The organism is Pedobacter sp. GR22-10 (assembly GCF_026239715.1).
Taxonomy (GTDB): Bacteria; Bacteroidota; Bacteroidia; order Sphingobacteriales; family Sphingobacteriaceae; genus Pedobacter.
This window is the reverse complement of record NZ_JAPIVR010000001.1, coordinates 13,274-25,221: the sequence shown is the minus strand read 5'-3', so window position 1 is coordinate 25,221 and position 11,948 is coordinate 13,274. Positions and strand designations below refer to the sequence as shown.

The window sequence follows — 11,948 nt, the reverse complement described above, 5'->3', positions numbered from 1 at the left end:
TTTGTTATAAATTTTATTTGATTTCGATTTTAAAAATATCTTTTAATGTGGCCTTCGCAGCATTGTATCCGCACATGCCATGTACGCCTCCGCCCGGTGGCGTAGAGGAAGAACAGATATAAAGGCCTTTGGCCGAGGTTTTATAGGGCGACCATTTCAGCACCGGCCGGGTAAACAACTGTCTGATGTCCAAAATCCCACCATTAATATCGCCACCGATATAGTTTGGATTATGGGCTTCCATCTGTTCGGTATTAAAGGTATGCCTGGCGAGGATCACATCCTTAAAACCCGGCGCAAAACGTTCTACCTGGTTTTCAATAATGGCGGTCATATCCTGCTTGGAACCATTAGGAACATGGCAATACGCCCAGCCCGTATGTTTTCCGGCTGGCGCACGGGATGAATCAAAAAGACTTTGCTGGGAGAGCAATACAAAAGGTTTTTCAGCCTGCCTGCCTTTACTGGTCATTAACTCTCCTTCTGCTATTTCTTCAAAAGTATTGCCGAGATGAATTGTACCGGCTTTTTTACAGGCTTCGGCCGTAAAGGGAATAGGTTCGGCTAATGCCCAGTCGATTTTAAACACTCCCATTCCATAGCGGTAACGTTCCAGCTGCCATTTGTAAATATTTGAGAATTTATGCCCGGAAATTTTCAGCAATTGTTTTGGCGTTACATCGAAAAGAATGGCATGAGCAGAAGGCAGTTTGGAGAGATCGGTAACAAAATTTCCGGTTTCAATCTTGCCTCCAATGCTGCGAAAGTAACTGCCCAAAGCATTTGCAATGGATACAGAACCTCCTTTCGGAATTGGCCAGCCTTTCAAATGGCCCGCTGCCATCAGCACCAAACCGATAGCCGTTGTACTTAAATTGTTTAAAGGCTGGATAGCGTGGGCAGCCATCCCACCAAATAATCCACGCGCCGCCTGCCCTTTAAAATGATTGACAAAATAGGTAGCACTGGTGAGGGCTTTTAAACCAAAACTGGCCAAGGCCAGCGGGTGTGAAGGAAAACGCAGTGGCCCGAGTGTATCTTTATCAATGAGCGGCCAATCTGAAGTTACAGACATCATCAGTTTTTCGTAAGTGCGGGCATCATCACCCAAAAAACTGGCGGTATGTGAAATCGAGTGATCCAGAATTGCTGCCGTGCCATCATCAAAAGGATGGGCGGCGGCAAGTGTTGGGGAAATAAACTCCAGGCCATGCGCAGCTAAAGGAAGGGTTTTGAGGAAGGGCGAGGCCACAGCCATTGGATGAATCGCTGAGCAAACATCATGTACAAAGCCAGGCAGTGTCAATTCTTCAGAAGCGAGGCCGCCACCAATTTTATCCTTCCCTTCCATCATCAATACAGATAAACCCTGCTGCTGTATTAAAATAGCCGCAGCAAGTCCATTCGGACCAGAACCCACCACTATTGCATCATAATCACGTTTTTCCAAACTCATTTTTATTTCGTCTAATTTTCCGGCTTAAAAAATACAAAGCCATCTTCCCTAATCTGCCAGGCTGTAACCGGGTTCATATGGTAACCACTTATATTCGGCCCCCTTGCCTCAATCAATTGTTTTAATGTAGGCTGTAAATAGCCTGTTTCATCGGTTACCCGGCTTAAAATCGCTGTCGGAGAACCATCCCAGTTCCATAAATATCTGAAATAAGTATGGGCTTTGCTCAAAACCGGTTCCTGTAATTTTGCCATTTCCCAGGTTTTTCCGGCATCGGTGCTCACTTCTACCTGGGTCACTTTCCCCCTTCCGCTCCAGGCCAGGCCACGAATTTCTACATATCCTTTTGTAATCTGCTGCGGATAAGAAGGATAAGTAATGATCGAGCGCGCATCCATCTCAAAGCTAAACATTCTGATTTTATCCTGCACCGGATACGTATATTTTGAAGTTTCTTCCCTAGTCATATAAGGTTCTTCGGATAATTCAATCCTTCTGAGCCATTTTATATTCATATTTCCTTCAAATCCGGGAAGTAACAACCGAATCGGATAACCTTGCTCCGGCCTGATGGCTTCTCCGTTTTGAGCGTAAACAATCATCGCATCATCCCAGGCTTTGGCTAGCGGAATGGTTCGCGTCATCACCGCCGCATCTGCCCCTTCTGCCAGAAACCATTTGGCTCCGGCTTTGATTCCCACTTCGTTAAAGATTGTTGCTAATAGTACGCCCGTCCATTCACTCTGGCTGGTTAAGCCCAAAATATCCTGAGGGGTCATCTCTGCTTTCCCGGTTCTGAAATTTCCGGCACACTCAATAAAACAGGTGCGCGTAACCGATGGAAACCGCTTTAATTCTGCCAGCGTGAACTTCATTGGTTGCTCCACCAGGCCATTAATCAATAATTCATGCTTAAGCGGATCAATTGTTGGAATACCGGCATGGTGCCGCTCAAAATGAAGATCGGAAGGTGTAAGGGTACTGTGAAAATCCTGCAGGGGTGTACGGGAAGAAATATCTGATGGTTTCCGAACAGGGTTTTCGAAACCCGATCGCTTACCTAATGGACTTGGCCCCGGGCCGGGTGTTTTGGTTGGGTCGTCATTAATTACTTCAGGCATACTAACGGGATCCTTTTCCAGGGCGAACAACTCATCAACCGGCAATACCGCAGCAGCCAGAATGCCACCTAACAGGGTTCGCCTGCTCATGTGTCCCGATTTTTTTTCAGGAGCAAATTTTAGTTTCTTTCCCATTATTTAATTTCCGCCCCTCCCCGGCGATCATCCATGATAAAAAGTTTTTTAGCCGGCATCACCACTTTTGGAAGATTGTTAGCATCCAGCACCACATCAGCACCTACAATTTTATTGGCATTTAGCAGGTAAGCACTTAAGCTGTAAACCTCGTTATTGGTTAAGGAACCCGGAAGATTGTACGGCATGGCCCGCCTGATGTAATCAAATAAAGTGGTGGCATAGGGCCAGTAATTGCCGATGGTTTTTGGTTTGGCAGTTGCCAAAGTATCACCCACCAAAGCACCACCTGCTAATTTTACCGCTCCGGTTTGGCGGCCGTTTAAACCATGGCAAACCGCACATTTCGTATCATAAATTACTTTCCCTTTTTTAACATCACCTTGTCCGGCAGGCAATCCCTTTCCATCTGGGCGAACATCAATATCCCAGGCGGTAATCTCTGCACCTGTTGCCGGCCTGCCGAAACCAAATTTTACAGGCTTCTTTACACTATCTGTAAACGGTTGCCGCTTTTGAGCAACGACAAAGGTATCATTTACAGAAAGCAGGATCAGTCCAAACAAAAAGCCAAATATGAATAGTAACCTCTTTTTCATCTCCTAATACTTTCCTGCATTTAAGGTACTTTTGGGTAACACATATGGTCTGTCGTAGCGATTTAAAACAATAGAAACCGAATCATTGTATTCATTTAAACCGCTTAATACCACTTTAGACCCATCTTTGGTCTCATAATGAAGCACCATTCTGTTTCTTTTAATTTCCTTGGGTTGCGCTGCAAACTCCCGGTCTCTCCGGGTAGACCATGCACGCGGATCGATCATTTCTTTCTCATTCCCGATATGTGCCCAGGCGGCTTTGCTAATCCAATCATCCGGTTTTTTAATTTCAGCTGCCGCTTCGTTTTTAGCCTGACCACGAAGCGCCATCACATTTTTATCCTGCAGGTAAAGCACCTTATCGATAGTATCGGCATAGTAATGAAAGGCACGTTGCCCGCCGGCCACACCACTAATTTCGAAGGTCCGCTGAATATCGCGCATCGGACTACCGCCTCCGTTTGAAGGATCAATCAGCACTGGCCGGTTTACCCTGAAAGTAAGTGTAGTCCAGTTTTCGAAGGTAGCCTCCTGCCAGCGGGTAGAATCCAGTGGGTTAAAGGGAATCACCTGTCCGTTTATTTTAAATTCCGTTACCCGATAGTTTCCGCGGAGGTTTTTGACGCCTGCCGTAGCGGGTTGCTTATAGGGATCATATTTAAAATTGATGATCTCGGTGTAAGTCATCACCCCGAAAAAGATCAGGAAGGTTAACACCTTTAAGCCAATCCGCGTGTATTTCCATGCTGGTTTTTTCAGGTTTGGATATACCCGAAAAGGTACGGTATAACGTTCCAGTATGAGTAAGTTGTATAGCTTCGGAATATCATCTGCCAGCAGAAACAATCCCAGAACCACAAAATAAAAAGCATATACATGCACACCCCCATCATAAGCATAATTTACAAAAGTGATGTCGCCCAATGCGGCAATGAGCAAAATGGCTCCGAAAGTGGTCGTTTTCCTGAAGAACAACAGCGCGCCCGCCAGAATTTCGACTACGCCGCCAAATACCTGGTACCAGGGCACAATACCAACTGATAGCCAGTAAATTTTCTGCGCGGTAAAATCACCAAAATTACTGTTCAGCAAACCCAAAGATGGATAAGGCATTTGCGTGGGAAACAATTTGGTGAAGCCGAAGCCAATAATTCCAATACCGGCCCGGTAGCGTACCACCACCCGAATCCAGTAATAAAGCTCGTGATAAGATTTTCGCTTCCGGTCCAATACAGACCAGATGGCACCACCCAGCAACCCGATGAACAATGCAACACCCCAATCGGCATAATCGGCCAGGAAACTTTTCTTTGCGGGCAGTGCAACCGTGTTTGCATTGGCTTTTTTTCCTGAGTTTCCTATTTTGGCTGTGTTCTTTTTATCTTTTCCGGAAGCTGCATTCCCATCCGGAGAGTCTGTAATATCCCGGTTCCGCTGACCGCCAAAAAGAGAAAGGAAACCCGGCTGAAAACGTGCGATATCATAAAGGTCGCGGTAATGCGGACGAAACCAATCCAGCGTCAAAACATTTTTATACCAGTTGGGCGAAAATGGAATACACATGGCCAGCAGGAAGATGAACAACACACGGAATCCGAATTTCTTCAGTGCCGACCAGGGTTTCAGCGTTGTAGGTGAAATACCCCCGGTATCTTGAATTTCGTTTTTACTAAGGTCAGACATGATTTTTTGATTTTACAGTATACTCCATTTAAAGTTTAAGTGCTTTCCGGCGGCTCATTTTTAACGGATATTTTTTATTTATCCGGTTCAATACTACATACAGCGAATCCCTTTTTTCGTTAACCCCTTTTAAAATAATCGTTGCCGTATCTGGCCGGCTGTATTTAAATGTTAACTGCTCACCCTTGTAATGAAAGTTTTTATTCTCCAGCAGAAGCAAATGATTTATCGTATCAAGCTGATAGGCATAATAATGTCTGCCTCCACTACCGGCCAGCTCATAATTTCGTTCCTTATCGCGTGTAAAAATCCGCTCGTCATTCAAAGAATCGATCAATACCGGCCGGTTGGAACGTATACTGATTGTGGCCCATTTTTCAAATACCACATCTTTCCACCGCACCGGATCGGCAGGGTTGTAAGGCAAAACTCTGTTATTGATTTTAAACTCAGTTACATTATAAATACCTGCAGCCCGAGCTAAACCCTCCGTTTTAGGGAACTGATAAGGGTCGCGGTGTGAGCCGGAATAGGTTTTAAATCCATAGAAAAAAATAAAGAAGAAAATGATAAAGCCTTTTACTGCCTGGCGGATAGGTTTAATGTTGCTGTTGAAATATGGTTTAAAAACATTCGGTTGGGTGGGGCGCTCCAGTGCAATGAGGTTGTAAATCCTGATGGCATCAAACCACAACACAAATACCGCAAAGCTGATGAGATATAATGCATAAACATATTCCCCGCCATTGTAGGCCAGATTTGAGATGAACACGTTCCCGGTAAAAACCAGAATAATAATCGCACCAACGGTAGCGGTTTTGCGGAAGAAAAGCAGCAGACCAGCCAGTATTTCAACGCTTCCTAAAAAAGTTTCATAACCGGGCACAATGCCTAAACTCATTGAAAAAAGTTTCCAGTTGGTAAAATCACCATAACTGGTATTCAGGTTACTGATGGATGGAAAAGGTGCCTGCATCGGGAAGAACTTTATGAAGCCATAACCGATAATGCCGATGGCCAGGCGATACCTCACTACTACCCTGAGCCAGTAATAAAGTTCGTTATAATTAGCGTCTTTATATTTCGATCGCGACCAGAAAGCAGTACCTGTTAAGGAGATTACGGCAACAATGAGCCAGTTAAGCAAACTATCCGAACCCGGAATAAACTTCGCCGATAAACGGGTGAGGTCGAAGATATTTCCATAAGAGATATACAGCCAGTTGAAACCAAATACGATCTTGAAAAAATCAATGCTTAACGGCAGTGCCTGAAGCATGAAGAAAAGAAAAAAGAAACGGAAGATCAGTTTTTCTCTTTCCGTCCACCTTCCTGCTGAGATGCTATTTGTTTGAGTCGTCATTTTGATCCTACTTTTTTGCTTTCACAGATTCAACAATCACCTTTCTTGCAGCCAGATCATATTTTTGTCCGTTTTTTAGAAAGAAAAAAGGACCACTTGAAGCTGAGAAATTTTCCCGGCCGTTTGCTACATGCTGGTTGCTATCATGTATAATATGCGCATCATCATAAATGGCAACGAAAGATTTGCCCAATACCTGCAGGGTATCTTGCTGTACCCATACGGCAGTGGCTTCATCTAAACCTATACCAATCAGTTCAGGAGATTGACGAATAAAATCTACCAGGTCAAACTGTCGGTTTCTCACCAGCAAATGCTGATCGATCGCAGAATTTTTAAGAAAACCCAAACCTTGCGTATGATCGCCCACTAAAATATGTGCACCCCTGGTATCACCCCGCCATAAAAAGGAGCCCAGAATGGTTGCACCCGCTGAACTGCCCGCAATTACACCGCCACGGCTCAGCACATCTATAAAGGCCTGGTGCGTAAGGGTATTGAGGTAAGAATCGGCGATTCGCCATTGCCTGCCACCTTCAAAATAAACGGCAGTGGCTTTTTTTAGTGGCGCTATAAACTTTTCACTATTGGCCTCTTTAATATCGCTGGTATGCAGAAGCGTTACATTTCTAATCCCGGTTTGTCGCTTTACCTCTTCAACCCCTTTCTGGTCAAATGCCGCAGAATCGCCGGTAGCTGTAGTAACCACTACCAATACCGCTTTATCCTTGCCGCCAGCCAGTTCTGTAAATTTCTCCCAGATGTCGCGCTGTGAGCCCACATTTCCTCCGATAATGACCAGGCTTCCTTTTTCAGGCCCATGCCTCGTAACTGATCTTCTGATGGTTATCGGCGACGGCTGTGCCAGGATCGAAAAACCAGTGGCAACGAGAGAACAAACGGTTAATGTTAATTTTTTCATAAACATAGCTTAATAACCAGGGTTACGGTTTGCTCCTCCAAGCTGGGGATCTACCAATGTTTCATTATAAGGAATCGGGAAAAGATAAAGGTGCTTATCCGGCAAAGCCAGAACCGTTTGTGCACGATCGGTGCGGACAAGATTAAACCAACGGTCGCCTTCAAAAGCAAATTCCAACTGACGCTCGTTTTCCAAAGCCAGTAAAATCTCTGTCAGTGTTGAAGCCGTGCTGGCGCTCAGGCCTGCCCTGCTTCTCACCGCATTCAAATCTGCTGTTGCGCCGGTAAAATTCCCCTGATAGGCCCTTGCTTCTGAGCGGATTAAATAAAGTTCCGAAACCCTGATCAGGTAAGCAGGATCAGTTCCCAACGGGTTGCGGTAATATAACCTGCCATACCATAAATTTCCCGGAGGAGCAGTTCTGGCAATTAAAGCATTACGGTTGCCACCTATAGCCGGATTATTCAATTGTGCTACCAAAGCATCATTTGGCGACCATTCTCTTCTTCCGCCCAAAGCCGGTGGCAGCCACCAGTTACTGTGATTATTGGTATTTGAAGTAGTATAAGCCAGTTCCAGAATTGATTCGTTTGTGCTGGCTACATTGTTTGCAAAAAAGGCACTGTAAGGCGTAACCAAAGAATAGTTCGCATTATCGCCAATAACCAAGGTGGCAAATTGTTCGGCCAAAGTCCAGTTTTTCTGGTACAGATAAAATCTGGCTTTCAATGCCTGAACGGTGCGTAAAGAAACGCGGTTCCGGTTTACCACAGCAGGCACTAAAGTTTCTGCAGCATTTAAATCCTTCAGTACTTGTGCATAAGTATCCGCCAGGCTGCTTCTTGGAATGTCCGAATTATCTGAAGAAGTATTGGTGGGTCTCAGAATTAACTGAACACCACCCCAGCACCTTGCCAGGTCAAAATAGGCCAATGCCCGAACAAAATAGGCTTCACCCAGGTACTGGTTTCTTAAAGCCGTTGAAAACTGTGGATCGGCCACGCCCGGTACTTTGTCTATAATGTAATTGGCCTGAGAAATGGTTCTGTAAATAGCCGTCCATGCAGACTGTACGTAGCCATTGGTTGCGGAGGTTAAATGTTTGGTAATTTCATTCGGATCAGCCTGCGATCCGGACCATTGAATATCGCCGGCAGAAAGATAGGAAAGGGCCAGAAAGTTAGAGCCATAATAACCGTTGCTGGCCAATAGGTTAAAAAGACCATTAGCTGCAGTAGTGGCGGAACCTGCGTTAATAATCGCCTGATCCTGATCCACCTGAAGTTGTGGTTCTACCTCCAGAAACTTTTTGCAGGAAGTAAACAATACCACGAGAAATAAGATATAAATTACTTTTTTCATAATTGTTACCATGGATTAAAATGTAATGTTTGCGCCGATTTGAAAAGTTCTGGGCACGGGAGGTGTTCCCAGATCGTAACCCAAAACAGTTGCTGATGATGACACATTGATTTCTGGATCGGGCCCCTTGTACTTAGTCCACAAGGCCAGATTCGATCCACTGGCATAAATGCGAACGGCAGACATTTTTATCTTTTTAGTGATGCTTTTCGGAATGTTGTAGCCCAACGTAACATTACTTAAGCGGATAAATGAACCATCTTCAATGTTCCGGCTGGTCGGGCTGATGGTGTAATTCTGTCCAAAAGCAGTAAGTCGAGGCATATCTGTGATATCGCCTGGCTGTTGCCAGCGATCTAACTGATAAACATCCATCGCCCTGTTGGCATCGCGGGTTCCTCCACCCTCCAGGAAGTAGTGGTTATTATTATAAACCTTATTGCCGTAAACGAAGTTGAAGAACACCGATAAATCAAAGCCTTTATAACTGAAATTATTGGTTAAACCTCCATTGAATTTTGGCAGCGCATTTCCTACCGGAACAATATCATTCGCATTGATCACCCCGTTTTTGTCGGCATCTTCATAAACCGCATTTCCCGTTTGCGGATCTACATATAATTGGTTGTACACAAAAAAGGTATACATCGATAAACCCTGTACCATACGTTGAGCGGCATAGGCAGCAACTACCGGCGTTGGTAGTTGCTCAATTTTATTGATGTTTCTGGAGATGTTGAAGTTGGTGCTCCACTTAAAAGCCTGATCAACATTTACACTGCTTACATTAAATTCAAAACCTTTGTTGCTCATTTCGCCGGCATTGGTTAATATGGATGAGAAGCCCTTGCTTGATGCCAGCGGGAGGTTAAGCAATAAATTACTGGTGTACTTTTCATAAACATCACCGCTGATGGTTAAACGATCTTTAAATAAGCTTAAATCCAAACCAATATTCGTTTGGCGGGTACTTTCCCATTTTAAATCAGGGTTAGCCAATTGTGAGGCGATGGTTCCAGGATTGTCCTGATAGTTCGCACCAGCGCCCCATAACCCGCGTGAGGCGAAATCGTTGATGCCATTCTGATTACCGGTAATTCCGATACTTCCTCTTAATTTTAAATCAGAAATCACCGCGACATCTTTTAAGAAATTTTCTTTATTAATACGCCAGGAAATACCTGCAGAAGGAAAATATCCCCATTGATGATTGGCTCCGAAACGGGAAGAACCATCACCGCGAACACTAAAAACCGCGTAATATTTACCAGCATAATTATAATTTAACCTGGCGAAAAATGAGGATAAGGTATATTTAGATTCAGAGGCTGATGAAGTGGTAGTTGCGGCAGAAGCAATCTGCTGAAACGAATCGTTTGGAAAATTGGTTCCCTGAGCTAAAACCTGTTTGCTTACCGCACCTTGAAGTGAATTTCCGATTAATGCACCAAAACTATGATCATCAAAAGTATGGGTATAGTTTAAGGTCTGCTCATTCGTCCAGATGGTATTGTTACTTACACTGTTTGAGCCGAGGTTTCTGTTGGCAATCCCTAAATTGGTTAGGCTATTCCAGTATTGGTATTCATCATACTGATTATAATCAACGCTCCAGCTGGTTTTGAAGGTAAGGTCTTTTAAAATTTTTACCTCTCCATAAACATTGCTGATTAATCGGTTACTTGTACTATTCATATTGGTATTTGCGAGCAAAACATCCAGGTTATCAAATCCGGCCCATTTTCCGGGAGTTCCATCCGCGTTAACCTCAGGTAAATAAGTTGGAGTATGCAATGCAGACTGGAGAATTCCACCCTGTGGGCCATCGCCTACACGGGCATTGGTACGGTAAGTTTGCGTTAAAATATTGCTGGTACCGATGGTGATGAAATCGCCGATTTTCTGGTCGAGGTTAATTTTAAAACTTCCCCTTCTAAAATCATTTGTTTTTAAAGTAGCCTCCTGCTTATTTAATCCACCCCCAATATAATAGGTGGTCTTATCATTTCCGCCAGACACCGATACATCATAATTTTGCAAAAATCCGGTTCTGAAAGCTTTGCCTAACCGATCGTAAGTACTTTGATCCTGAGGCAAACCGCGTGGTGCAGGAGATGCCGTTGGGTTATCCGTTAAGGCTCTGAAAGGCTGAAAGCGATAAGTGGTAGCTGGGTTTGTTCCATTTGCGGCGGCAATTGCAATGGCATCTGCATTCGAATTTCGGTAAAATTCGTTTACCAGTTCTGCATGCTGCGGCCCCGTAGCCAGATCCCATAATTTTGGTGTTTTTGCGGTACCTATATAGGCGCTCAGGCTTACCTTTGGCCCGGTATTGTATTTGCCACGTTTAGTGGTGATGACAATTACCCCGTTGGCTGCCCTGGCACCATAAATGGCCGTCGCATCAGCATCTTTTAACACCGTTACACTCTCAATATCATCCGAATTGATATCCGACAACGGATTATTTGCCTGGCCCTGAGTGGTAATGCGTTGCAGCGATCCGCTGTTTACATAAACCCCGTCAATTACATACAAAGGATCATTACTGGCGTTAATAGAGGTTGTTCCCCTGATTCGGATAAACATCCCGTCACCCGGAACCCCGGTTGATGTACTTACCTGTAAACCGGGTGCTTTCCCCTGTAACTGTTCGGCAAATGTGGCTGTAGGTTTTGTTCTTACTTCATCTACAGCAATAGTAGATACCGCGCCTGTTAGTGATTTCCGGGTTTGTTTGCCATAGCCAACCACTACAACATCATTTAACTGACTATTGGTTTCCTTTAACCGGATTGTTACCGGACTCGTGGACACCACCAGTTCTTTGGTTTCGTAACCCACCGAACTTAAGATTAAGGTATAAGGCAGTTTTTGGCCGGTAACGAAAATAAATTTACCCTCACCATCGGTTGATACAGAATGTGTAACCCCTTTTATACGAACCACTACCCCCGGTAAAGGTTCTTTGGTGGCCGAATCAATGACCAGTCCCTGTAAATTTGAATTAATCAGGGGTGGTGGTTCTACCTGGGCAAAAAGCTTACTGGAAACAGACAGCAGCAGAAAAGAAAAAATCAGGCTGGCTTTTAGAATATACGCTATATACTTTTTCTTATGGAGAAATATTTCCATATTTAAACTGGTTTTATGTTAATGATTATCATTGAATAAAGCTGAGCGGATATCAGTAAGTGATTGGCGTTACAGAACTGATATTCCAACTAACCGGTGAGGCTTCCTTGCCGGTTTTTTTATAAACGGTTAACTCATGGATGAAGGGATTGGATTTGTTAGGGATTGA

At 44.3% G+C, this 11,948-nt stretch carries 8 protein-coding genes; all 8 read right to left on the bottom strand.

Translation table 11 applies throughout. The features are described from left to right. Positions 1 to 13 precede the first annotated feature (13 nt). The 8 genes from OQX64_RS00085 to OQX64_RS00050 are packed head-to-tail and all read right to left on the bottom strand — an operon-like array spanning position 14 to position 11,779. Entirely contained in the window at positions 14 to 1,456 is a 1,443-nt protein-coding gene (locus OQX64_RS00085) for a phytoene desaturase family protein (protein WP_265816943.1), read from the bottom strand. Positions 1,457 to 1,467: 11 nt separating this feature from the next. Beyond that, positions 1,468 to 2,712: a sulfite dehydrogenase gene (soxC, locus tag OQX64_RS00080; protein WP_265816941.1), complete on the bottom strand. Its 1,245-nt coding sequence runs from the start codon at positions 2,710 to 2,712 to the stop codon at positions 1,468 to 1,470. Beyond that, positions 2,712 to 3,311 carry a c-type cytochrome gene (locus tag OQX64_RS00075; protein WP_265816940.1) on the bottom strand — a complete coding sequence of 200 codons (600 nt, stop codon included), beginning with the start codon at positions 3,309 to 3,311 and terminating at the stop codon, positions 2,712 to 2,714. The genes soxC and OQX64_RS00075 overlap by 1 nt, the downstream gene beginning before the upstream one ends. 3 nt (positions 3,312 to 3,314) lie before the next feature. Beyond that, positions 3,315 to 4,997 carry a hypothetical protein gene (locus OQX64_RS00070; RefSeq protein ID WP_265816939.1) on the bottom strand — a complete coding sequence of 561 codons (1,683 nt, stop codon included), beginning with the start codon at positions 4,995 to 4,997 and terminating at the stop codon, positions 3,315 to 3,317. 28 nt (positions 4,998 to 5,025) lie between these two features. Next, positions 5,026 to 6,360, bottom strand: a complete 1,335-nt coding sequence (locus OQX64_RS00065; protein ID WP_265816938.1) for a DoxX family protein — start codon at positions 6,358 to 6,360, stop codon at positions 5,026 to 5,028. 7 nt (positions 6,361 to 6,367) lie between these two features. Continuing rightward, positions 6,368 to 7,282 carry a cyanophycinase gene (locus OQX64_RS00060; RefSeq protein WP_265816937.1) on the bottom strand — a complete coding sequence of 305 codons (915 nt, stop codon included), beginning with the start codon at positions 7,280 to 7,282 and terminating at the stop codon, positions 6,368 to 6,370. Positions 7,283 to 7,291: 9 nt separating this feature from the next. Beyond that, the gene (locus OQX64_RS00055; protein WP_265816936.1) at positions 7,292 to 8,644 is read right to left on the bottom strand and encodes a RagB/SusD family nutrient uptake outer membrane protein; all 1,353 of its coding nucleotides are present in this window, start codon (positions 8,642 to 8,644) and stop codon (positions 7,292 to 7,294) included. A 15-nt stretch (positions 8,645 to 8,659) separates the two neighbouring features. Next, complete coding sequence (locus OQX64_RS00050) at positions 8,660 to 11,779, bottom strand: SusC/RagA family TonB-linked outer membrane protein (protein WP_265816935.1); 3,120 nt, start codon at positions 11,777 to 11,779, stop codon at positions 8,660 to 8,662. Between the last annotated feature and the right edge of the window lie 169 nt (positions 11,780 to 11,948).

Bases quoted from the DNA above. Each gene is read 5' to 3' on its own strand.
- OQX64_RS00050 (WP_265816935.1), bottom strand. From the start codon at position 11,779: ATGGAAATATTTCTCCATAAGAAAAAGTATATAGCGTATATTCTAAAA.
- OQX64_RS00075 (WP_265816940.1), bottom strand. From the start codon at position 3,311: ATGAAAAAGAGGTTACTATTCATATTTGGCTTTTTGTTTGGACTGATC.
- soxC (WP_265816941.1), bottom strand. From the start codon at position 2,712: ATGGGAAAGAAACTAAAATTTGCTCCTGAAAAAAAATCGGGACACATG.
- OQX64_RS00055 (WP_265816936.1), bottom strand. From the start codon at position 8,644: ATGAAAAAAGTAATTTATATCTTATTTCTCGTGGTATTGTTTACTTCC.
- OQX64_RS00060 (WP_265816937.1), bottom strand. From the start codon at position 7,282: ATGAAAAAATTAACATTAACCGTTTGTTCTCTCGTTGCCACTGGTTTT.
- OQX64_RS00070 (WP_265816939.1), bottom strand. From the start codon at position 4,997: ATGTCTGACCTTAGTAAAAACGAAATTCAAGATACCGGGGGTATTTCA.
- OQX64_RS00065 (WP_265816938.1), bottom strand. From the start codon at position 6,360: ATGACGACTCAAACAAATAGCATCTCAGCAGGAAGGTGGACGGAAAGA.
- OQX64_RS00085 (WP_265816943.1), bottom strand. From the start codon at position 1,456: ATGAGTTTGGAAAAACGTGATTATGATGCAATAGTGGTGGGTTCTGGT.